The 22,637-nt window shown below is 64.5% G+C and carries 23 protein-coding genes and 1 pseudogene; 19 read left to right on the forward strand and 5 right to left on the reverse strand.

The features are described 5' to 3' along the window. Nucleotides 1-126: 126 nt before the first annotated feature. Both ACCQ07_RS14470 and ACCQ07_RS14475 read left to right on the forward strand, forming a co-directional pair. Complete coding sequence (locus tag ACCQ07_RS14470) at nt 127-699, forward strand: DNA-3-methyladenine glycosylase I (protein WP_184419895.1); 573 nt, start codon at nt 127-129, stop codon at nt 697-699. A gap of 7 nt (nt 700-706) precedes the next feature. Further along, entirely contained in the window at nt 707-1,633 is a 927-nt protein-coding gene (locus ACCQ07_RS14475; RefSeq protein ID WP_031423562.1) for a DUF72 domain-containing protein, read from the forward strand. Nucleotides 1,634-1,806: 173 nt separating this feature from the next. Here ACCQ07_RS14475 and ACCQ07_RS14480 read toward each other — a convergent pair whose 3' ends face one another. From ACCQ07_RS14480 to ACCQ07_RS14490, 3 genes and pseudogenes are all read right to left on the reverse strand, one after another. Then, on the reverse strand, nt 1,807-2,481 hold the full coding sequence (locus ACCQ07_RS14480) for a YitT family protein (protein ID WP_008571826.1): 675 nt from the start codon (nt 2,479-2,481) through the stop codon (nt 1,807-1,809). A 503-nt stretch (nt 2,482-2,984) separates the two neighbouring features. Beyond that, nucleotides 2,985-4,115: pseudogene (locus ACCQ07_RS14485) on the reverse strand (PilT/PilU family type 4a pilus ATPase). A gap of 112 nt (nt 4,116-4,227) precedes the next feature. Beyond that, nucleotides 4,228-5,265: a type IV pilus twitching motility protein PilT gene (locus ACCQ07_RS14490; protein WP_003489919.1), complete on the reverse strand. Its 1,038-nt coding sequence runs from the start codon at nt 5,263-5,265 to the stop codon at nt 4,228-4,230. 418 nt (nt 5,266-5,683) lie between these two features. Between ACCQ07_RS14490 and ACCQ07_RS14495 the strand changes: the two genes are divergently transcribed. The 7 genes from ACCQ07_RS14495 to ACCQ07_RS14525 all read left to right on the forward strand — a co-directional run bounded on the left by ACCQ07_RS14495 (nt 5,684) and on the right by ACCQ07_RS14525 (nt 10,656). Then, a complete protein-coding gene (locus tag ACCQ07_RS14495) occupies nt 5,684-6,376 on the forward strand; it encodes a YggS family pyridoxal phosphate-dependent enzyme (protein WP_008571828.1) in 693 nt (230 codons plus the stop codon). Between the two features lie 43 nt (nt 6,377-6,419). Next, complete coding sequence (proC, locus tag ACCQ07_RS14500) at nt 6,420-7,274, forward strand: pyrroline-5-carboxylate reductase (RefSeq protein ID WP_033478563.1); 855 nt, start codon at nt 6,420-6,422, stop codon at nt 7,272-7,274. 559 nt (nt 7,275-7,833) lie between these two features. Then, the gene (locus ACCQ07_RS14505) at nt 7,834-8,259 is read left to right on the forward strand and encodes an HU family DNA-binding protein (protein WP_008571830.1); all 426 of its coding nucleotides are present in this window, start codon (nt 7,834-7,836) and stop codon (nt 8,257-8,259) included. 106 nt (nt 8,260-8,365) lie between these two features. Further along, nucleotides 8,366-9,007: a M23 family metallopeptidase gene (locus tag ACCQ07_RS14510; protein ID WP_057680719.1), complete on the forward strand. Its 642-nt coding sequence runs from the start codon at nt 8,366-8,368 to the stop codon at nt 9,005-9,007. 57 nt (nt 9,008-9,064) lie between these two features. Next, entirely contained in the window at nt 9,065-9,406 is a 342-nt protein-coding gene (locus tag ACCQ07_RS14515; protein WP_071117357.1) for a DUF3861 family protein, read from the forward strand. Nucleotides 9,407-9,461: 55 nt separating this feature from the next. Continuing rightward, on the forward strand, nt 9,462-10,004 hold the full coding sequence (locus ACCQ07_RS14520; RefSeq protein ID WP_071117359.1) for a hypothetical protein: 543 nt from the start codon (nt 9,462-9,464) through the stop codon (nt 10,002-10,004). 55 nt (nt 10,005-10,059) lie between these two features. Continuing rightward, nucleotides 10,060-10,656: a DUF1439 domain-containing protein gene (locus tag ACCQ07_RS14525; protein WP_008571834.1), complete on the forward strand. Its 597-nt coding sequence runs from the start codon at nt 10,060-10,062 to the stop codon at nt 10,654-10,656. A 112-nt stretch (nt 10,657-10,768) separates the two neighbouring features. Here ACCQ07_RS14525 and ACCQ07_RS14530 read toward each other — a convergent pair whose 3' ends face one another. Together ACCQ07_RS14530 and ACCQ07_RS14535 are read right to left on the reverse strand one after the other, a co-directional pair. Beyond that, nucleotides 10,769-11,311: a type 1 glutamine amidotransferase domain-containing protein gene (locus ACCQ07_RS14530; protein WP_209261259.1), complete on the reverse strand. Its 543-nt coding sequence runs from the start codon at nt 11,309-11,311 to the stop codon at nt 10,769-10,771. 102 nt (nt 11,312-11,413) lie between these two features. Next, nucleotides 11,414-11,881 carry an SET domain-containing protein gene (locus ACCQ07_RS14535; protein WP_003487757.1) on the reverse strand — a complete coding sequence of 156 codons (468 nt, stop codon included), beginning with the start codon at nt 11,879-11,881 and terminating at the stop codon, nt 11,414-11,416. A gap of 172 nt (nt 11,882-12,053) precedes the next feature. On the opposite strand from ACCQ07_RS14535, the gene ACCQ07_RS14540 reads away from it, so the two are divergent. The 10 genes from ACCQ07_RS14540 (at nt 12,054) to ACCQ07_RS14585 (ending at nt 22,637) form a co-directional block, all read left to right on the forward strand. Then, the gene (locus tag ACCQ07_RS14540) at nt 12,054-12,512 is read left to right on the forward strand and encodes an SUF system Fe-S cluster assembly regulator (protein WP_011348117.1); all 459 of its coding nucleotides are present in this window, start codon (nt 12,054-12,056) and stop codon (nt 12,510-12,512) included. Nucleotides 12,513-12,527: 15 nt separating this feature from the next. Beyond that, nucleotides 12,528-13,985 carry a Fe-S cluster assembly protein SufB gene (sufB, locus tag ACCQ07_RS14545; protein WP_008571839.1) on the forward strand — a complete coding sequence of 486 codons (1,458 nt, stop codon included), beginning with the start codon at nt 12,528-12,530 and terminating at the stop codon, nt 13,983-13,985. 154 nt (nt 13,986-14,139) lie between these two features. Next, nucleotides 14,140-14,904 (forward strand): Fe-S cluster assembly ATPase SufC, encoded by a 765-nt coding sequence (sufC, locus tag ACCQ07_RS14550; protein ID WP_008571840.1) that lies wholly within the window; start codon nt 14,140-14,142, stop codon nt 14,902-14,904. Beyond that, complete coding sequence (gene sufD / locus ACCQ07_RS14555; protein ID WP_005913315.1) at nt 14,904-16,166, forward strand: Fe-S cluster assembly protein SufD; 1,263 nt, start codon at nt 14,904-14,906, stop codon at nt 16,164-16,166. The genes sufC and sufD overlap by 1 nt, the downstream gene beginning before the upstream one ends. Next, complete coding sequence (locus ACCQ07_RS14560) at nt 16,163-17,407, forward strand: cysteine desulfurase (RefSeq protein ID WP_005913317.1); 1,245 nt, start codon at nt 16,163-16,165, stop codon at nt 17,405-17,407. The genes sufD and ACCQ07_RS14560 overlap by 4 nt, the downstream gene beginning before the upstream one ends. Before the next feature lie 220 nt (nt 17,408-17,627). Beyond that, nucleotides 17,628-18,167: a GNAT family N-acetyltransferase gene (locus tag ACCQ07_RS14565; protein WP_008571841.1), complete on the forward strand. Its 540-nt coding sequence runs from the start codon at nt 17,628-17,630 to the stop codon at nt 18,165-18,167. Beyond that, nucleotides 18,164-18,493, forward strand: coding sequence for a non-heme iron oxygenase ferredoxin subunit (locus ACCQ07_RS14570; protein ID WP_003487771.1), 330 nt, complete (start codon nt 18,164-18,166; stop codon nt 18,491-18,493). The genes ACCQ07_RS14565 and ACCQ07_RS14570 overlap by 4 nt, the downstream gene beginning before the upstream one ends. 339 nt (nt 18,494-18,832) lie before the next feature. Next, nucleotides 18,833-21,151 carry a TonB-dependent receptor gene (locus ACCQ07_RS14575; protein WP_071118573.1) on the forward strand — a complete coding sequence of 773 codons (2,319 nt, stop codon included), beginning with the start codon at nt 18,833-18,835 and terminating at the stop codon, nt 21,149-21,151. Between the two features lie 48 nt (nt 21,152-21,199). Beyond that, the gene (locus tag ACCQ07_RS14580; RefSeq protein ID WP_057680715.1) at nt 21,200-21,886 is read left to right on the forward strand and encodes a Fe2+-dependent dioxygenase; all 687 of its coding nucleotides are present in this window, start codon (nt 21,200-21,202) and stop codon (nt 21,884-21,886) included. Then, a complete protein-coding gene (locus ACCQ07_RS14585; protein ID WP_277573572.1) occupies nt 21,879-22,637 on the forward strand; it encodes a tetratricopeptide repeat protein in 759 nt (252 codons plus the stop codon). The genes ACCQ07_RS14580 and ACCQ07_RS14585 overlap by 8 nt, the downstream gene beginning before the upstream one ends.

Consider the following 22,637-nt stretch of genomic DNA (forward strand, 5'->3'; position numbering starts at 1 on the left):
GCGTGCGAGTTGCAGCGCTGCAGCGGCGCAAACGGCCTCCCGGCCTCTGCGCTACTGCCGCTCGCCCGCCACGGCAGCGACCGGCGCGCGACTGGCAAGCCTCGCCCCACAACCACAGGCATCCACATGAGCGGTTACTGCAGCATCGCCCCAGGCCATCCGGTCCATGGCCACTACCACGATCACGAGTATGGCTTTCCGCAGCGCGACGAACGCGAGTTGTTCGAACGGCTGGTGCTGGAGATCAACCAGGCCGGACTGAGCTGGGAAACCATCCTGCGCAAGCGCGTCAATTTCCAGCGGGCTTACGACGGCTTCGACGTGGACGCTGTTGCGGCATATGGCGACCAGGACATCAGCAGGTTGATGGGCGATGCCGGCATCATCCGCAATCGCCTCAAGGTGCTGGCGGCCATCCACAATGCACAGGTCATCCAGGCGCTACGCGCCACGCACGGCAGCTTCGCGCAGTGGCTGGACGCCCACCACCCGCTCGACAAACCGGCCTGGGTCAAGCTGTTCAAGAAGACCTTCCGCTTCACCGGCGGCGAAATCACCGGCGAGTTCCTGATGAGCCTGGGCTACCTGCCCGGCGCACACCATGCCCGGTGCCCGGTGTTTGCGCAGATCCGGGCACTGGCGCCGCCCTGGCTGCAGGCGCAGACGCCGGCGAAAACGCGCACGGTCCAGCGCGGCTAGACACCTCTTGCACGGCGCACGCGAAATGCTCGGGGTCATGGCTATTCGCATCGGCATTTCCGGTTGGCGTTACGCACGCTGGCGCGGCACGTTCTATCCGGCTGGCCTGGCCCAGCGGCGTGAGCTCGAATACGCCGCGGGATGCTTTCCCAGCGTGGAAATCAATGGCTCCTTTTATTCGCTGCAGCGCCCGGACAGCTTCCAGCGCTGGCATGACGAAACGCCCGAGGACTTCGTCTTTTCGGTCAAGGGCCCGCGCTTCATCACCCACATGAAGCGCCTGCGCGATTGCGAGCAGGCGCTGGCCAACTTCTTCGCTTCGGGAATCTTGCGGCTGGGCGCCAAACTGGGCCCGGTCCTGTGGCAGCTACCGCCGACACTCCGGTTCGATGCCGAGCTGCTGGACGCATTTCTAGGCAGCCTGCCGCGCGACAGCGAGGCCGCGTTGGCGCGGGCGCGCAAGCGCGACACCGCGCTGATGCAGGGCCGCAGCGCCCTGGCAATCGATCGCAATCGGCCGATCCGTCACGCATTGGAAGTTCGTCACGACAGCTTCTGCGATCCAGCCTGCATGCGCCTGCTGCGGCGTCACAATGTCGCGGTGGTGGTCGCCGACACCGCAGGCAAATTCCCGTACATGGAGGACGTCAGCGCCGATTTTGTCTATGTGCGTCTGCATGGCGATGCGCAGTTGTACGCCAGCGGCTACAGCGATACCGCACTGGATCGCTGGGCAGCACGCATCGCCGCGTGGGCCAGCGGAGCCGAACCGGACGATGCAGCCCGGGTCGGCGCACGCGCCCGCAAGCGCGCAATGCGCGATGTGTACTGTTATTTCGACAACGACATGAAGGTGCATGCACCGTTCGATGCGCGCGGGTTGATGCAACGGCTGCAGTTGCCTACCGATTGCCCGGCACGCGAAACCACCTAGAACTGCTGACAAACGACGGCGCTTGTCGCCAGACGGGCCTGGCCGTTACACGGAAAGCGGCATGCATCGCTGGCACGCTGCGGTTCTGGCCGCGCCAGCCGCGCCCGCTGACCGTCTGCCCGCGACATCGTGCTAGCCGCTCCCGGACGCATGCGAGCGATCTTCGGCACGTATCACACGCCCATATAGCGGTGCGGGCGGTGATTGAACATCAGCACCAGACTCAGCATCAAGGCGCCGATGGCCGAATACAGCACCTTGTCCGGGGTCAGCACGAAGAAGGCGACCAGCATGAGCATCGCGTCGAAGCTCATTTGCACCTTGCCCGCGCTCCAGCCACGCTCGCGCTGCAGGTACACCGCTAGGATGCCGATGCCGCCCAGGCTGCCGCGGTGGCGAATGAAGAACAAGATTCCCAGGCCAGACAGCGCGCCGCCGGCGATTGCCGAAAATGCCGTGCTCATGTGCGCGTAGTCGGCCCAGCGCGGCAGCAGGTTGGTCAGCACGCCGCACGCGCCGACTGCCGCGAAGGTCTTCAGGGTGAATTCCCACCCCATCCGGCGCACGCTCAGCCAATAGAACGGCAGATTGACCAGCACGAACACCAGGCCGAAATTCCAGTGCAGCGCGTAGTGCAACAGGAAGGCCACGCCGGCCATGCCGCCGATCATCAGCCCGCCCTTGGCAAAGATGGCCAGACCGAGGGATGCAACCAGGGTCGCCAGCACCATGCCTTGCGCATCCTCAGCCACCGAATGATGGAAGGCGTGGTCGTCGGCGGCAGTTCCGGCCGAATCCGGCGGAGGAGTGAGCGGGCCGGCGGTGACCACGGCACCATCGTCGGGCAAGGGTTCTTGCTCCGGTCGCAGATCGGAATCGGGAAGGCTCACGGGCTTGGGCACTGCAGTGGGGTGCGATATTAGACACTATCGACCTACCCGGTTACATCTGAAACCGGGACGACGCCTCGCCAGCTCGCTGCGTGACAGGGGCGCCTCGGCCGGCCGTCGACCGCCGCCTCCTCCGCAGCACCCGGGCATGCCGGGACGGCGCGGCAACGGTATGGCCGGGCTTCTCGATCGTCGGCAGATGCGCGGACGATTCGAGCCGGGCCGTCTTCTTCTTTGGCGCGCTCAGGCGATTCCTCCACGCGGCGGCCCGGGCCGCGTCGTCGGTACGATCCTGGCGCAACGCTGGTCGCCACGCCCGGCACGAAATGGCAGCGGCACGCAGACGGGCTGGCGTCGCCGCGGCGCCAGCAGGTCAGTTCCGTGCACGCCCGGGCAGGTATCCGCGTTTGTTATCCGTCGACACTGGCACCCGTGCACGCGGGCACCGAAGCGTGCTGCACTCAGCGCACTTCGGAAATTTCCACACCGTCCAGGCCCTGCGACAAGGTCTTGGCATCGCCACCCTGCGAGAGCTTGATGCGCAGGCGTACTTCGTTCTGCGAGTCGGCGTAGCGCAGCGCATCTTCGTAACTGATTTCGCCGGCCTGGTAGAGCTCGAACAGGCTCTGGTCGAAGGTGCGCATGCCCAGGTTGGTGGACTCCTTCATGATCTCCTTGAGCTTGTGGATCTCGCCATCGCGGATGTAGTCCTGCACCAGCGGCGTGCCCAGCATGATTTCCATCGCCACGCGTCGGCCGCGGCCGTCCGGGGTCGGAATCAGCTGCTGCGCGACCACGCCCTTGAGGTTGAGCGACAGGTCCATCAATAGCTGGTTGCGCCGATCCTCTGGGAAGAAGTTGATGATGCGGTCCATCGCCTGGTTGGCGTTGTTGGCGTGCAGCGTGCACAGCACCAGGTGGCCGGTTTCGGCGAAGGCGATCGCATGGTCCATGCCTTCGCGGGTGCGCACCTCGCCGATCATGATCACGTCCGGCGCCTGGCGCAGGGTGTTCTTTAGCGCATTTTCCCAGCTGTCGGTGTCGATGCCGACCTCGCGCTGGGTGATGATGCAGCCCTCGTGCTTGTGCACGAATTCGATCGGGTCTTCGATGGTGATGATGTGCCCGGTGGAATTCTGGTTGCGGTAGCCGATCATCGCCGCCAGCGAAGTCGATTTACCGGTTCCGGTGGCGCCGACAAAGATGATGATGCCGCGCTTGGTCATCGACAGCGTCTTGATCACCGGCGGCAAGCTCAGCTCGTCCACGGTGGGGATGCGCGTTTCGATCCGGCGCAGCACCATGCCCACCTGATTACGCTGATAGAAGCAGCTCACACGGAAACGCCCGACCCCGGATACGCCGATGGCGAAATTGCACTCGTGGGTCTTTTCGAATTCCTCGCGCTGCGACGGCGTCATCACGTTCAACACCAGGTCGCGGCTCTACTGCGCAGTCAGCGGGGTCTGGGTAATCGGGCTGATCTTGCCGTGCACCTTGATCGCCGGCGGCATGCCCGAGGTGATGAACAGGTCCGAGGCCTTCTGATGCGCCATCAGCTTGAGGAAGGAGGTGAAGTCGATGGTGCTCATGGCGTGCTCCTCTGGAGCAGGGATTCGGGAGTGGAGATTCGGGATTGGCAAGAGCGGGTCCGGCACGGGAAATCGCAGTTGCGAATCCCCAATCCCGAATCCCGAATCCCGGCTACTCGAATATCCGCTTGTCCTTGGCGTACTCGCGGGCCTGGTTGCGCGTGATCAGGCTGCGCTTGACCAGGTCCTGCAGATGCTGATCCAGCGTCTGCATGCCGTATTGCTGGCCGGTCTGGATCGAGGAATACATCTGCGCCACCTTGTCCTCGCGGATCAGGTTGCGGATGGCCGGGGTGCCGACCATGATTTCCCACGCCGCCGTGCGGCCGCCGCCGACCTTCTTCAGCAGTGCCTGCGAAATCACTGCGCGCAGCGATTCGGACAGCATCGAGCGCACCATCGGCTTTTCGCCGGCCGGGAACACGTCGATGATGCGGTCGATGGTCTTGGCCGCCGAGCTGGTGTGCAAGGTGCCGAACACCAGGTGGCCGGTTTCCGCGGCGGTGAGCGCCAGGCGAATGGTTTCCAGGTCGCGCAATTCGCCGACCAGGATGATGTCCGGGTCTTCGCGCAGTGCCGAGCGCAGCGCCTCGTTGAAACCGTGGGTGTCGCGATGCACCTCGCGCTGGTTGATCAAGCACTTCTGCGAGGTGTGCACGAATTCGATCGGGTCCTCGACGGTGAGGATGTGCCCGTACTCATTCTTGTTGATGTAGTCGATCATGCCTGCCAGCGTGGTCGACTTGCCCGAGCCGGTCGGGCCGGTGACCAGGATCAGGCCCTGCGGCTGGTCGATCAGCTGGCGGAAGATCGGCGGGCAGCCCAGGTCTTCCAGCGTCAGCACTTCGGACGGAATGGTACGGAACACCGCGCCGGCGCCGCGGTTCTGGTTGAACGCATTGACGCGGAAACGCGCCAGCGACGGAATTTCGAACGAAAAGTCGACCTCGAGAAATTCCTCGTAATCGCGCCGCTGCTTGTCCGACATGATGTCGTACACCAGCGCGTGCACCTGCTTGTGATCCAACGCCGGAATATTGATGCGACGGACATCGCCATCGACACGGATCATCGGCGGCAGCCCTGCAGACAGGTGCAGGTCCGATGCCTTGTTCTTGACAGAAAACGCCAATAGTTCAGCGATATCCATGCGCTGCTTTTCCCCTAGGCTGCGATTGGAAGGTACTCCCCGGCCGGCAGTATAGCGTTCTGGCTGCCGGCGGGAAGCAGCCCTGTTGCCGGTTCAGGTCGGCCGCAACGCGCCTGGCTGAAACCGTTGCCTTGCGCCCGGGTGCGGAACCGCCCAAGGCCGAATGGCTGCTGCTCGGTGGCTTCAAGGACTCGCTGGCGAGCGCAGCGCTGGCCCGAGAGTAGCCGGCCGCGCTGCCGTCAGTGCGTATCGCGCCGGGCCTTGGGCGGACCAGGGGACGGTCTCCCACCTTGCTTCCAGACACTCCTCTAAATACACGCAGCGCCGGCGCGCCGATCCAGGCGCCTGGCAGCCCCCAACTGGATGGAAGCGTCTGCGGCCGGCACTATAGCGCTCCCGCCTTTCTTCGGAATGCCACGTGCCGGCTTCGTCGCTGCAGCAGATTCTCGATGCCATCCACGCCGCGGCGGCCGCACACGCGCGTGCCGACGTGCGGCTGCTGGCGGTCTCCAAGACCAAGCCGGCCGACGCCGTCGCCGCCCTGGCCGCGCAGGGCCAGCGCGCCTTCGGCGAAAATTACGTGCAGGAAGCCGATGCCAAGATTGCCCAGTTGCGTGCGTTGGGTTTGGAATGGCATCTGATCGGCCACCTGCAATCCAACAAGGCCGAACTGGCGAGCCAGTGCTTCGATTGGGTGCAGACGGTGGACCGCGCCAAATTGATTCCGCTGCTGGCACGCCATCGCCCTGCCGACCGCGCGCCGTTGAATGTGTTGATCCAGGTCAACATCGACGACGAGGACAGCAAGCATGGATGCGCACCCGAAGCGATCGACAGCCTGGCCGAAGCGATCGCCCTGCAACCGCGTTTGCAGCTACGCGGACTGATGGCCATCCCTGCCCCGTTTCCGGATCAGGCACGACGCCAGGCCGCGTTCATGCGCATGCAGGCGCTGTTCGAGCAGCTGCAAGCCCGCCATCGGCAGGTGGACACCTTGTCGATGGGCATGAGCTCGGATTTCGCCGAAGCGATCGCGGCCGGCGCCACCATGGTGCGGGTGGGCACGGCGTTGTTCGGTGCGCGCGATCAGGCGCCGGCCGCCTCTGCCTGATCGCCTCGCCTCCCACATCGATTCGTCTTATGAAGGTGCCGCAATGAACACACCTGCCTCGTCATCGCCCTCGTCTTCCGCTGCCACGTCCATCGCTTTCGTCGGCGGCGGCAACATGGCGCGCAGCCTGATTGCCGGGCTGATCCGGCAGGGCACGCCGGCTGCCAGCATCCGCGTGGCCGAGCCGGTGGCCGAGCTGCGCGACGCCTTGGCGCGCGACTTCGGCGTGCAGGTGGTCGAGGATGCGCGCGCCGCTGTCGATGCGGCCACGACCTGGGTCTTGGCGGTCAAGCCGCAGGTCTTGCCAATGGTGTGCGCGCAACTGGCCGATCTGGCGCAGGCACAACAACCGCTGCTGGTTTCCATCGCTGCCGGCATCACCGCCACGCAGCTGCAGCGCTGGTCGGGCGGCGATATCGCGGTGGTTCGTGCCATGCCCAACACACCCGCCCTGCTCGGCGCCGGTGTCACCGGGCTGTACGCCAACGCGCGCGTGTCGGCGGCGCAACGCCAACAGGCGACCCAACTGCTGGACAGCGCCGGCGTTACCGTCTGGATCGACGACGAAGTGCAGATGGATGCGGTGACCGCGGTCTCCGGCAGCGGACCGGCCTATGTGTTTCTCTTGGCAGAAGCGATGGAAGCTGCCGCGCAAGCGCAGGGCCTGCCCGCCGCAACCGCGCGCACCTTGGTGCTGCAAACGCTGCTCGGTGCCGCACGCATGCTCACCGAATCGGGCGAACCACCGGAGGTCCTGCGTCGCCGCGTGACCTCGCCCAACGGCACGACCCACGCCGCCATCGAGACGTTCCAGGCCGGCGGCTTTGAAGCCCTCACCGCCCAGGCCATTGCCGCAGCGACCGAACGCGGCCGCAGCCTGTCCGCGGCCAATGACTGATTGAAACGCGGCGGGTCTGCATGTCGCGTATCGCGCGGTGCCTTCGCGTGGCGCGCATGGCACGCCGAAAACGATTCGAACATCTGCGCAAACCGCCGCGCCAGCGCCTGATCACCGGAAGGTGGATGCAGGGCAATACAAGGCCGAAGGCTGCATAGCGCCCAATAACCGCTCCATTTGCCGCACATGGAACGTGCGTCCACGTTTGCAATCGATGGCAGCCATCTTGTCGGCGCGTGGCCCCGTTACATGCATCCCCCAAAAGGCTGGCCTTATCGGCTCGTTGCATCGTCGCCCCGGATGCGTGTTGCGGCGTTTGCTCGCGCAAACGATCTGCTGCTGTGCGTCAGACATGCAGCCAACGCGCGCATGGCACGGGCAAGCCGATGCGTTTTGTGCGCTTTTTCTGCCGCTGGTGAACGAATCCCCGTCGAAAGATGCTTTTTTCGTGCTGTTTCATCGTTTGCCTATTGGCGGCGCGCAGCAGTTGCCCTACATTTCGCGTTGCCGACTGGGTCGGCAGACCCAACACCACCAACGAATACGGAACACATCACTCATGGCAAAAACCGCCGCTAAGAAGGCTGCCCCCAAGAAGGCAGTGAAAAAGGTCGCCGCGACCAAGACCGCAAAGCCGGCCAAGGCCGCTGCTGCCAAGTCCGCTGCGCCCAAGCCGATCAAGGAAGCACTGAGCAAGACCGGCCTTGTCGCGCACATTGCCGAAAGCACCCAGTTGGCCCCGAAGGACGTCCGCGCCGTGCTGGCTTCGCTGGAAGCCACCGCACACGCCTCGCTGAGCAAGAAGGGCGTCGGCAGCTTCACCATCCCGGGCATGCTCAAGCTGACCACCGTGCACGTGCCGGCCAAGCCGAAGCGCAAGGGCATCAACCCGTTCACCAAGGAAGAGCAGATGTTCGCCGCCAAGCCTGCGACCACCAAGCTCAAGTCACGTCCACTGAAGAAGTTGAAGGACGCGGCGCTCTAATCGAGCACGCATCCTGTATCACGAAGACGGCCTGCGGGCCGTCTTTTTTTTGCGCTCGCTCCGCAGAGAGCAGCACATACCGCTCATCGGCACTGCCCTACCCTGCATGCTGGTTCGCCATCTGCAGGTGCCTGTGACCGGTCCGTCGAACACCCCGCCATCGTCGCCACGCCGAGTTGCCACCCGTAGCCCGGCACGTCGCCTGCGCAGCATTGTTGTCTCCATTGCGCTGTTGTGCGTGCTGGCGGTGGCCGCGCGCTGGGCCTGGCAGCTGCCGATCGCCCATCAGCTCCGTACCAGCTGGGAGCTGTCGCAAATGCCGCCGCCTGCGCAGTTGCATGTGCCGGTGGAAGGCGTGCGTGCGCGACAGATTGCCGACACCTTTGGTGCACCGCGTGGCCGCGACCGTACGCATGCGGGCGTGGATATCTTCGCGCCACGCGGTACACCGGTGGTGGCGGCAACGCGCGGCGTGGTCAGCGCCATCCGCGACCAGGGCCTGGGCGGAAAACAGGTCTGGCTGCTGGGTCCAGCGATGGAACGGCATTACTACGCGCATCTTGACGATTGGGTTGCCGGCCTCGCAGTAGGCGATGTGGTCGAGCCCGGCACCCTGCTCGGCAAGGTCGGCAGCACCGGCAATGCGCGCGGCACGCCGCCACACCTGCACTATGGTGTCTATGGACGCAACGGTGCGTACGATCCGCTGCCGCTCCTGCGCAAACATGCCGCTCGGCCAGCAAACTGAGCACGTTGGAACACTGCGTCATGGGCCACCCTATCGAGACGGTTGCGTCCTACGCCTATGGTGAGCACAGCCCAGAACGACGCGACCCATATGTCCCGCAAACGCTATCGCATCACGGTCACGCCGATCGAAAACGACGGCCGCCCTTGTGACGACCGCTGCACCATCGAATTCGAACAACGCTCGCGCGCCGACTGGATGCGGCTGCTCGAAGAACTGCACCTGCGCCGCGACCTGAGCAGCGACGAATGCGCGGCACTGACCGTAGGCTCGCAGTTGCTGGAAGACCTGGCGGCCCGCCCACGCGCCCAGCCCAGCGATACGCTGGACGCATTGCGTCCCAAACTGCAGCTGCTGCTGGAACGCCTGCAGCGCGTACACCCCGCCACCGGCGCCTGAAGACGCATCGCCACACGTACCCGCTACACTGCGCACCTCGGGGATGGGACGCGCCATGCGCTGGATGGGAATGCTCGTTATCGCAGCCGCACTTTCCGGTTGCAGCTGTCATCGCACTGGCGATCCGCAGGCAAACGTCGCCTCGGCGACGCACGCTGCGAGCGCATCGCGCCCGCGCGATAACGCCGCTACCGGCACCGCGACCGCATCACCCGCCCCTGCGGCTGATCCCACCGATGCCATTACGTTGGCCAACTACGCCCAAGCAAGCGCCACCGTTCAACGCTACCTCGGCGCGTTGCCGGGAGCGGCGCGCGCGCAGGCCGATGCCTTATGGGCCGGCGGTCGCCCTCCCCCGGTACCGGACGATGCGGCCTTGCGTGCCATCCCCAATATCCAGTCGATGCGCATCAACAACGATCCGCCCTTTGCACTGGATCAGGCGCAGCCGCCACAGCGTATCGAAGTACCGGTGCAATTGACGGTACGCACCACCACCGGCACGCAACGCCTGGTCGGGGCATACCGGCTGCAACCCCGGGCCGGCAGCGATGGCTGGGAAATCTATTCGGCCACGCTGCAGCCGGTGTTGCGCTAACCCGTGGTTCACCGGCGCCGACTAAGGTGATGTCACCTGTTGCCGGAGTCACCCGATGAAACTGCGTTCGCTTGCCGGTTCCATGCTCGCCCTCGCCTTGGCAATGCCCATCACCAGCGCCTGGGCTGCGCCGCAGATCCAGGGAAAACAAATCAGCGTGCAGGCCAGCGACCTGCAGCACTATCTGGGTGGTCGCTTCCCACAGACACATGACACGCTGGGCGGGCTGATCGCGATGACGGTCAGCAACCCGGCGCTATCGTTGCCGCCAGGCGATCGGCTCAAGATGGCCTTCGATCTTGCCGTGGCGACCGCAGGCGGCGCTCCTGCACCGGTCGGCAATGTGACCTTGACCAGCGCACTGCGCTACGACGTGGCCAAACAGGGCTTTTATCTGGATCAACCCAGCATCGACGACTTCCGCCCCGCCCATGCAGGCGCAAAGCTCGACCACAGCACGCGGCAGCTGCTCAATACCTGGCTGGCCGACTATGCGCGCAAGGAGCCGATCTATCGGATCGACCCGGCCATTGCATCCGTGATGGGTGCGGTGCAGGTGGAATCGGTCGGCATCCAGAACGGGCGGGTTGCGGTCAACTTCAACCAGAACATCGAGCAACTGGTGCCCGCGGCAGCGCTGTCCGGGAAGTAGGTCCGCGTGGTATTGGCGTGGATGGCGACAATCCACGCAAGGCTACACATCAAGGCCCGACGCATCTGCGCCGGGCCTTGGTGTTTCGAGCTGACACTGGCCAGTGAAGAACCTATGCAGCCAAGGCCTTGGCCACGGCTGCGGCGAATGCAGGAATGTCGTCCGGCTTGCGGCTGGTAATCAGTTGGCCGTCGACCACCACTTCGGCATCCTGCCAGCGCGCACCGGCATTGATCAGGTCCGTCTTGACCGATGGCCATGAAGTGACCTTGCGGTCGCGGACCAAGTCGCTTTCGAGCAGCAACCACGGCCCGTGACAGATCGCCGCCACCGGTTTTTGTGCGTTCGAAAACGCGCGAATGAACGTGATTGCCTGCTCATCGGTGCGCAGTGTGTCGGGATTGAGCACACCGCCAGGCAACACCAGTGCGTCGTAGGATTCCGCCGCTGCATGATCTAGCCGCCGATCGACCGTTACCGAATCGCCCCACTCTGTGTGATTCCAGCCGCGAATTTGCGCGCCGTCGCCGGGCGCGATCACCTCGACCTTGGCACCCCAGCCTTCCAGCAGGCGCTTGGGTTCGGTCAGTTCGGATTGCTCGAAGCCATCGGTGGCCAGCACGGCGACGGTTTTGCCAGAGAGCGAATAAGACATGGGAGGCTCCTTGAAAAGAAGCCCAGACCCTAGGAATCATGCCGTTGCGCATCCGTGAACCGATGTGTGCGCGGCGTCAGTACGCGCCACATGGCTGCGTGCTCAGCGCTTGGGTTGCAGCATCGTTCCGGTGCAATTCTTCGAGCCGCACCGGCATTCCCAAATTTTCTTCAGGCGTGGCGTATGACGCTCGGCAAGGGTGATGCCGTAGTTATAGGTGAGCTCTTCGCCGGGTTTGATGTCGCGCTTGGCCTCGATGAAGATCTTGTCCTTGCGGCGGTCGTCGCCCTCGGCTTCTTCGATCACCGCCTCGCAATTGGGATCGCAGCTGTGGTTGATCCAGCGCGCGACATTGCCTTCGTAGTTGGCATCCAGCACGTAGTCGTCGCTGAGCGTGAACAAAAAGGTATGCCCGCTTTCCACGTCGCCGGTGTCGTCGGCATCCACTTCGGCATGCGTGCGCAGCCGCCCCTTGTATTGAATGATGCGCTCGCCCTTGCGGAGCGGGGCGAGGGCGAACATGCCATTGCCGTGGATACGAGACTTGCGGGCGGCAACTTTGCGCGACATGTAAGGGTCCAGTGATGGGGCCGCTCATTGTGACTGCAGCGCGCCACTGCGCCAAGCACAAGCGCAGCGTGCGCCGCAACGGGCCACACTTGCCGGCGGCTGAACCGCGCCGTTGGCCCTGCCCTGCCGGAAAGAGTACAATTTCGGTCCGCTTTCGGATTCTGCCTTCCCCATGTTGCGCGTCACCAAACTCACCGATTACGCCACCGTGGTGCTGACCGTCCTGGCGGCACGCTGCGATCAGGTGCTCAGCGCAAGCGAATTGGCCGAACAGGCCGGTCTGGAAGCACCGACTGTCAGCAAGATTCTCAAGCCGTTGTCGCAGGCAGGCCTGGTCGAAGGCTTGCGCGGCGTGCACGGCGGCTACCGGCTTGCGCGCGCCGCCAGCGACATCACCCTGGTGGAGATCGTCGAAGCGATGGAAGGTCCGTTGGCGATCACCGAATGCAGCCAGGACCACAGCCAGTGCGGTATCGCGCAGCGCTGCGGCGTGCGGTCGAACTGGCGCCTGATCAACGACGTGGTCGGCGATGCCTTGCGTCGCGTCACGCTCGCGCAGATGTTGCAGCCCCTCTCTCTCCCTGGCGACAGCCGTCGGCGTTCGATCGCCGCACGCGTCGCGACCACCTGACCTGTAGGCAGCCCAATGGCCACCGAACTTGCTCCTCCGCAGAATGCGCAGATCCTCGAACGGCTGGGTCGACGTTACGACGCCGGCTTCATCACCGAAATCGAATCGGACTCACTCCCGCCCGGCCTGGACGAAGACGTCATCCGTGCGTTGTCGGCCAAGAAAGACGAGCCGCAATGGATGACCGACTGGCGTCTTGAGGCCTATCGCCATTGGCTGAAGATGCCGATGCCGGAGTGGGCGAAACTGCAGATCTCGCCGATCGATTTCCAGGCGTTGAGCTATTACTCCGCACCCAAGGGCCCGAAGTACGCCTCGCTGGACGAGGTGCCCAAGGAATTGCTGGACACCTACGACAAGCTGGGCGTGCCGCTGCACGAGCGCGCCAAGCTGGCCGGCGTCGCAGTCGATGCGGTGTTCGATTCGGTCTCGGTCGGCACCACCTTCCGCAAGGAGCTGGCCGAAAAAGGCGTGATCTTCTGTTCGATGTCCGAGGCCATCAAGGAACACCCGGAGATCGTCAGGCAGTATCTTGGCAGCGTGGTGCCGGTGGGCGATAACTACTTCGCCGCGCTCAACTCGGCCGTATTCTCCGACGGCAGTTTCGTGTTCATCCCTGCGGGTGTGCGTTGCCCGATGGAATTGAGCACCTACTTCCGCATCAATGCCGGCCATACCGGCCAGTTCGAGCGCACCTTGATCGTGTGCGAAGACAAGGCCTACGTCTCGTATCTGGAAGGCTGCACGGCGCCCATGCGCGACGAGAACCAGCTGCATGCGGCGGTCGTCGAGCTGGTGACGCTGGAAGATGCAGAAATCAAGTATTCCACCGTGCAGAACTGGTACCCGGGCGACGAGGAGGGCCGGGGCGGCATCTACAACTTCGTCACCAAGCGCGCCGAATGCCGTGGCGCGCGCAGCAAGGTGACCTGGACCCAGGTCGAAACGGGCTCGGCGATCACCTGGAAGTATCCGTCGTGCGTGCTGATTGGCGACGATTCGGTGGGCGAATTCCATTCGGTCGCGCTGACCCACCACCGTCAGCAGGCCGACACCGGCACCAAGATGATCCACATCGGCAAGCGCACCAAAAGCAAGATCGTCAGCAAGGGCATCAGTGCCGGCCGCGGCCAAAATACCTATCGCGGCCAAGTCAAGGTGGACCGCAATGCCGATGGCGCACGCAACTACACGCAGTGCGATTCGCTGTTGATCGGCAAGCAGTGCGGCGCCCACACCTTTCCCTATATCGAGGTGAAGAACCCGGGTGCCACCGTCGAACACGAGGCCACCACCTCCAAGATCAGCGACGACCAACTCTTCTATTGCCGCGCGCGTGGCATCAGCCAGGAAGATGCGGTGTCGTTGATCGTCGACGGCTTCTGCAAGCAGGTCTTCCGCGAGCTGCCGATGGAGTTCGCAGTGGAAGCCAAGAAGCTGCTGGAAGTCTCGTTGGAAGGCAGCGTCGGCTGACACATCTTCCTTCTCCCCTCGGGAGAAGATGGCGCGCAGCGCCGGATGAGGGTACGAGCGAAGCCAAGTGCACTCAAACAGCACGATGCTTCGCACCAACCCTCACCCCAACCCCTCTCCCGGCGGGAGAGGGGCTCAATCACTGGATACGATTATGCTCAACATTCAAAACCTCCACGCCAGCATCGCCGGCAAAGACATCCTCAAAGGCCTGTCGCTGGACATCCAGCCCGGCCAGGTGCACGCCATCATGGGTCCCAATGGCGCGGGTAAATCCACGCTGGGCAATGTGCTGGCCGGTCGCGATGGCTATGAGGTCGGCGCAGGCAGCGTGCAGTTCGACGGCAAGGATCTTCTCGACCTGCCGCCGGAAGAACGCGCTGCCGCCGGCCTGTTCCTGGCCTTCCAGTACCCGGTGGAAATTCCCGGCGTCAACAACACCTATTTCCTGCGCGCCGCGCTCAATGCGCAGCGCAAGGCGCGCGGCGAAGACGAGCTGGATTCGATGCAGTTCCTCAAGCTGGTGCGGCAGAAGCTGGCCGTGCTGCATCTGAAGGACGAGCTGCTGCATCGCGGTGTCAATGAAGGGTTCTCCGGCGGCGAAAAGAAGCGCAACGAGATCTTCCAGCTGGCAGTGCTCGAGCCCAAGCTCGCCATCCTGGACGAGACCGATTCGGGCCTGGATATCGATGCGCTCAAGAGCGTGGCCGACGGCGTCAACGCGCTGCGTTCGCCCGAGCGTTCGTTCCTGGTCATCACCCACTATCAGCGCCTGCTCGACTACATCAAGCCGGACGTGGTGCATGTGCTGGCCGAGGGCCGCATCGTGCAGAGCGGTGGCCCGGAACTGGCGCTGGAGCTGGAAAAGCACGGCTACCACTTCCTGAAGGACCGCGTCGTGCCTGAGGTTGCCGCCTGATGAGCGCCCTGCTCGATTCCCTGGCGCGCGGTTTCTGCGGCAGTGACGCACGCCGCGCCGAGCTCGATGCCGCCCTGCAGACCGGCCTGCCCGGCCCGCGTGCCGAGGCCTGGAAATACACCTCGTTGCGGCAGCTGGAACGGCGCAGCTTTCAGCCTGCCCCGCTGGTGCCCACGCTGGTGGATGCCGCCGCGCTGGACGACATTCCGTCGCCACGCCTGGTCTTCGTCAATGGCCGCCCATCCGAGGCGCTCAGCGATCTGTCCACGTTGCCGGAAGGCGTGCAGTTGGACACCCTGTCTGCATCGTTGGCTGCAAGCGACGAGGCGCAGCAGTTGCTGGGCCGCCGCTTCGACGGCAGCGATGAAGTCTTTGCGCGTCTGAATGCTGCGCTTGCCGACGAAGGCGTGCTGGTGCGCGTGCAAGCCGGCGCGCAGATCGAGCTGCCGCTGCATCTGGTGTTCGTCGGCGTGGCCGGCGAGCAGGATCTGTCTTGGCATCACCGCCATCTGATCGAATTGCGTGCCGGCGCCGCATTGCAGGTGGTCGAGCATCATCTGCACGTGGGCGATGCCGCGCATCTGGCCAACAGCGTGATGCATGTGCATCTGGCCCAGGGTGCAGCACTGTCGCACGCGCGCGTGCAAGCCGGCAGCGCACATGCGACGTCGCTGCTGCGCACCGAGGCGGTGCTGGCACGCGACGCCCGCTACCAGCGTGTGGACCTGGAGTTGGGTGCCGGGCTGTCGCGGCACGAGCTCAACGTGCGGCTGGAAGGCAACAACGCCCAGCTCACCGCCAATGGCGTGCTGCTCGGCAACGGCCGCCGGCATGTGGACACGCGCCTGGGCATCGAGCACATCGCGCGCGACACCGCCTGCGAGCTGGTGTGGCGCGGTGTGGGCGCGGACCGCAGCCGCGTGGTATTCCATGGGGGCATCCGCATCCGCGCAGGTGCCGACGGCACCGATGCACGGTTGTCCAACAAGAATCTGCTGCTGTCGTCCAACGCCGAAATCGACACCCAGCCGGTGCTGGTGATCGATGCCGACGAGGTACAGGCCGCGCATGGTGCCACGGTGGGCCAGCTCGACGACAACGCCTTGTTCTACTTGCGCTCGCGCGGCTTGCCGCAGGAAGAAGCGCAGCGCCTGCTGAGCGCCGCGTTCTGTCATGAGCCCTTGCGCGTGCTGCCAGCCGCCCTGAGTGCCGTGCTGGCACTGCAATTGGACCGTGCATTGAATTCGGCAGGCGTGGCATGAACATGCCGGCCATTCCGCCCAGCGCAGCGCCCGATTGGGACCGTGTGCGCCTGGATTTCCCGCTGCTGATGCGGCAGGTGCATGGCAAGCCGCTGATCTATTTCGACAACGCCAACACCGGCCAGAAGCCGCTGCAGGTGATTGCCGCCACCGACGAGTTCTACCGGCGCCAGAATGCCAACGTGAGCCGTGCCGTGCATGCGCTCGGCAGCGAGGCGACGGACGCGTTCGAGGGCGCGCGCAGCAAGCTGGCGCGCTTTCTCAACGTCCGCGCCGATGAGCTGGTGCTGTGCAGCGGCACCACCTTTGCAATCAATCTGGTGGCGTATTCGTGGGCATTGCCGCGGCTGGGCGCCGGCGATGTGATCCTGATTTCGCGCATGGAACACCATGCCAACATCGTGCCGTGGCAGTTGGTGGCCCAGCGCACCGGCGCCACCATTCGCGTGGCCGAAATCACGCCCGATGGCGCGCTGGATCTGGATGCCTTGCGCAAGGCGATGACCCCGGACGTCAAGCTGCTGGCAATCACCCACGTGTCCAACGTGCTCGGCACGGTCAACCCGGTACGCGAGATCTGCCGCGAAGCGCGCAAGCGCGGCATCGTCACCATGGTGGACGGCTCGCAGGCGGCACCGCATCGACGCATCGACGTGGCCAGCATCGGCTGCGATTTCTACGCCATCACCGGGCACAAGATGTGCGGCCCTACCGGCACCGGCGCACTGTGGGCACGTCGCGAGCATCTGCAGGCGATGCCGCCGTTTCTGGGCGGCGGCGAGATGATCAAGGAAGTCAGCTTCGAGAACACGGTCTTCAACGATGCGCCGCACAAGTTCGAAGCCGGCACGCCCAATATCGCCGGTTTCGTCGGCCTGGGTGCGGCGGTGGATTACCTGGAGTCGCTCGGGCTGGCGCACGTGGAAGCACGCGAAGCCGAACTGCTCGCCCATTTCACTGAAGAGCTGCAACGCATCGATGGCCTGCGCATCTTCGGCACCACGCCCGACAAGGCCGCGGTGGTGTCGTTCCTGATCGAAGGTGCGCACTCGCACGACCTGGCCACCCTGCTCGACCTGGAAGGCGTCGCGGTGCGCTCGGGCCAACACTGCGCGCATCCGCTGCTGCAGTACTACGGTGTCGCCGCCACCTGCCGCGCGTCGCTGGCGTTCTACAACACGCACGACGAAATCGAGCGCTTTGTCGCCGCGTTGGTGAAGGTGCGTCGACTGTTGGGCTGATGGGAATCGGGAATCGGGAATCGGGAATCGGGAATGGAGAATCGGAAGAGCGGTTCTCCCGAACGCTGGTAACGCCGGTAACGCTCGATGCATGGAACATGGCTCATCGAGCAGCACGTGCTTTTCCCCATTCCCCATTCCCCATTCCTCATTCCCGATTCCTCATTCCCGATTCCTCATTCCCGATTCCCGATTCCCGATTCCCGATTAAACTGCCTCCATGCAGACCACCACTTTCCGCACCGCCACCGTCGCTGACATCGACGCCCTTGTCCTGCTGGTGACCTCGGCCTATCGCGGCGATAGCAGCCGCGTGGGCTGGACCACCGAGGCCGATATTCTCGAGGGTGCGCGTATCGATCCGGCCGTGCTGCGCGACGATCTCCTGCGCGAACGCAGCCTGGTGCTGGTGGTCGAACAGGATGAGCGGCTGGTGGCCTGTGCGCATATCGCCGATGACCACGGCGCCGGGTACTTCGGGATGTTCGCGGTGGATCCTTCGTTGCAGGGCAGCGGGCTCGGCAAGACGCTGTTGGCCGAAGCCGAGCGCCTGGCACATAGCCAGTGGCAGCTGCCGGTCATGCGCATGACCGTCATCGATGTGCGCGATGAACTCATCGCGTTCTACGAACGCCGCGGGTATCGCCGCACCGGCATCGTCAAACCCTTCCCGTACGGCGACGAGCGCTTCGGCATTCCGCTGCGCCAGGATCTGCGTTTTGAAGTGCTGGAAAAGCAGTTGGGCGGGCCAACCCCGTGAGCGACACCTGGACCTTCGTCTGTGCCAGCGATGCGCTGCTGCCCGGTGAAATGCAGACCGTCTGGGACGAGGTCACCGACACGCCGATCGTGGTGTTCAACCTCGATGGCGCCTTGTATGCGCTGGAAGACCGCTGCAGCCACGAAGACTACGAATTGTCGCCCGGCAGCTTCGATCCGGTTGCCGGCACCATCGAATGCCAGTTGCATAGCGCGCGCTTCGATATCCGCGACGGCCGCCCCTTGTGCGCGCCTGCCTACACGGCCGTGCCCAAGTTCCCGGTCAAGCGCGAACACGACGGCATCTGGACCCGCGACGATCGCTGACGCAGTGCATTGCGGCGGCCAGCGCTCCAGGGCGCCACGCGTGGCAGCGTCTGCCATCGATCATAAATATTGCAAAGAAGAATGATTTGCATTTAAGATCGCATCCTTAAGGCCTTCTTAACAACTGGCCTGTCTGCGACCCCATGCAACCAGTCCTGCTCGACACCCGCCCCGCTCGTTCGCTGCGCCTGTGCGCCCTCGCGCAGCGCTTCAGCTTGCCTGGCTTCGGCGACTGTCGGCGCAGCGCTTCGGGTTAGCCGGCGCAGCGTCCACGCACTCCATCCCGCATCCGCCGAGCCATCGCCAGGTGGGAGCCTCGCCTCCTCTTTGAGACCTTCCATGACGCCTAGCATTTCCCCGCTCGCTTCGGCCGTGTTGCTGACGCTGTCCGCCCCCGCTTTCGCCCAGCCCGACGATGTGTCGGCGCCTCCAGGGGCGGTGGATCTGGATGCGATCCGGGTGCAGCAGGAACGTGCGCAGAAGCCCTCTTCGCCCAAGTACACAGAAGCGCTGCGCGACACGCCGCAGACCATTACCGTGGTCACCAAGCAGACCATGGACCAGCAGAATCTGCTGTCGCTGCGCGATGTGCTCAGCACCCTGCCCGGCATCACCTTCGGTGCGGGCGAAGGCGGCGGCGGCTATGGCGACAGCATCAACCTGCGCGGCTTCACCGCCAGCAGCGACATCACCACCGACGGCGTGCGCGACAGCGCGCAGTACAGCCGCAGCGACACCTTCAACCTCGAATCCGTCGAGCTCATCAACGGTGCCAACTCGGCCATGTCCGGCGCCGGCTCGGTCGGTGGCAACATCAATCTGGTCACCAAGACTGCCGGCCAGGGCAACTTCACCAACGTCATGATCGGCGGCGGCAGCGACCGTTACGGCCGCCTCACTGCCGACAGCAATTACGATTTCGAAAACGGCACTGCCGTGCGCTTGAATGCGATGGGCCACACCCAGGACGTGCCGGGCCGCGATGAAGAATTCCGTCACCGCTGGGGGTTTGCGCCGTCGGTGGCGTTCGGCCTGGGCTCGGACACGCGTTTCACGTTGAGCTATCTGCACCAGCACGACAACAACCTGCCGCAGTACGGCGTGCCCTTCGCGCTCAGCCCCTTCAACGATGGCCCGCTGCCGGGCGTGGACCGCGAAACCTACTACGGTTATCGCAATGTGGCGCGTCAGGAGATCGACGTGGACATGCTCACCGGCGTGCTGGAAATGGACTTCGACGACAACGTCAAACTGCGCAGCCTGGCGCGCTTGCAGCGCGTGGATCAGCGCACCACCGCCACTGCTCCGGAGGGCACCTGGTGCCTGCCCAACAACACCAACGCCTACACCGGCCGCGCGTGCGTGGGCCAGCCGCCGTCCACCTGGAACCCCAACAGCGGGCCGCGCGGACTGGTGCGCGATACCGAAAACTTCATCGCGCACAGCCAGACCGACCTGACCGCCACGCTGCACACCGGTGCAATCGAACATCGCGTCGTCGCCGGCGTCGCCTTCAGCAAGGAAGACTTCGAGCTGGATAGTGGTTCGCTGTTCCGCAATGCCGACGGCTCCACCACCGGCATCACCTACCCGCTGCAGTCGTTCGACAACCCGTACAACATCTGGACCGGCCCGCAGAACTATTTCCGCACCGGCCGCAGCAAGGGCAGCCTGACCAACCAGGCGGTGTACCTGTTCGACACGCTGCAATTCAACGAGCAATGGATGCTCAACCTGGGCGGCCGCTACGAGCACAACGAGGGCGACACCACCACCTATACCGTCAACGCCACCGGCGGCATCACCGGCGTGACTGCGGGCTTCCCCGCCGGCAGCAAGGATGATCTGTTTTCCTATCGCGCCGGTCTGGTGTTCAAGCCGGTCGACAACGCCAGCCTGTACCTGTCCTATGCAAATGCGAAGACGCCTTCCAAGGCCTCGGTCAACGGCTCGTGCACGCCGATTGCCACCTCCACCGTGGGTGCCAACTGCAATGTCGAACCGGAAACCGCGGTCAATATCGAACTGGGCGGCAAGTGGGATGCGCTGGACGAGCGCCTGGCGCTGACCGCCGCGGTGTTCCGCAACGAACGCGAGAACTACAAGGTCAACAGCGGCGACCCGCTGGTCCCCGAGCAGGTGCTGGACGGCAAGGCGCGCGTGGACGGCATTGCGCTCGGTGCGGCCGGCTACCTGACCGAGCGCTGGTCCATCTTCGCCAACTACACCTTCCTGGACAGCGAAGTGCTGCAGAGCGTGTCCAACCGCACCGCCAGCCTGACAGGCGACCCCATCGCCGGGCGCGAGCTGGTGCAGACCCCGCGCAACGCCGGCAATCTGTGGACCACCTACCAGCTCAACCAGTGGACCTTCGGTTACGGCGTCAACTATCAGGGCAGCTTCTACCCGAACAACACCTCGACCGCGGTCTACCGCAAGACCGACGCCTATTGGGTGCATCGCGCCATGGTCGGCCTGCGCGTCAACACGTGGCTCAGCCTGCAGTTGAACGTCAACAACCTGTTCGACAAGGTCTACTACACCAGCATCCGCAACAACCTCACTGTCAATGCCGCAGGAACCGTCACGGCGGGCAGCGGTTGGGCATTGCCGGGGGACGGCCGCTCGGCAGTGTTGAACGCCACCTTCAGCTTCTAACCCTCAGGCACGCCGTGCGCGCTGCGCTGGCGACGTGGAGACCACCGCATGTTGCTGCCCATTCCCGATGTGCTCAGCCCCGCGCAGCTCAGCCAGCTGCGCGCACAGCTGGACGTGGCCGACTGGGCAGACGGCCGCATCACTGCAGGCCACCAGTCGGCACAGGCCAAGGACAACGCACAGTTGCCCGAAGACAGCGCCGTTGCACGCGAGGCCGGCGCGCTGGTGCTGGAGGCACTGGCGCGCAGCAGCACGTTCTTTTCCGCAGTGCTGCCGCGCAGGATCTATCCGCCGCTGTTCAATCGCTACAGCGGCGGGCAGTCGTTCGGCTATCACGTCGATAACGCAGTGCGCTACGACCGCAGTCGTGGCGGCGCCGAAGCAGTACGCACCGATGTCTCCGCCACGCTGTTTCTCAGCGACCCGGACAGCTACGACGGCGGCGAGTTGGTCATCGAAGACACCTACGGCACGCAGTCGGTCAAGCTGCCGGCCGGGCATCTTGTGATCTATCCGGGCACGAGTCTGCACAGGGTCATGCCAGTCACGCGTGGCGCGCGCGTGGCGTGCTTTTTCTGGACTCAAAGCATGCTGCGTGACGCTGCGCAGCGCCGCCTGTTGTTCGAACTGGATGTCTCGATCCGCCGCCTCACCCAGGACACGCCCGGGCATCCCTCATTGATCCAGCTCACTGGCGTGTATCACAACCTGTTGCGGCAATGGGCCGATGTCTGAGCCGGCGCTGGACATCACGCAGCTGAGCGCGTTGCTGCGCACGCAGCCGGAACAGGCACGTGCGCTCTTGCACAAAGCCGCTGCGAACCATGACGTAAGTGCACAAGTGCTGCTCGCGCAGATGTACGCCGAAGGACGCGGCATTGCCGCAGATCCGGCTGCAGCGATGCTGTGGTACGAAGTGGCCGCCAACGCAGGGTGTGCGGAGGCGATGAACCAGCTGGGCCGCTGCCATGAGCTCGGGTTCGGCACGGCCAGCAACGATGTGCTGGCCGTGCTGTGGTATCGCCACGCCGCCGAACATGGCCTGGTCTGGGGCATGTACAACCTGGCACACATGTACGCCTCCGGGCGCGGCGTGGCGCAGGACCACACGCAGGCATTGGCGCTGTACCGCCGCGCGGCCGAAGCCGGTCATGCCAAGTCGATGAACTTCCTGGCGCGCTATCTCGACCAGGGCCTGGCCTGCGCTGCAGATCCCCTGGCCGCATGCGTGTGGTACCGGCGCTCTGCCGAAGCGGGCGATTTCCGCGGTCAGGCCGGCTACGCCACCCAGCTCGCCGACAGCGGCGAGCTGGATGACGCAGAACAGTGGATGCGCCGCGCCATCGCAGGTGGCCACGCCGGTTTTCTGCAACAGCTCGCCCCGCTGCTGGCCCGCGCGCGCCATCCGCGCCTGCGCGCCCTGCTGCACGAGGTGGCTGCACGGCAGCGGCAGTTGCAGCCTCGCGTTTCTGACGTTATGGCCTGA

It is taken from the genome of Xanthomonas sp. NCPPB 3583 (genome assembly GCF_041475715.2).
Taxonomy (GTDB): Bacteria; Pseudomonadota; Gammaproteobacteria; order Xanthomonadales; family Xanthomonadaceae; genus Xanthomonas; species Xanthomonas euvesicatoria.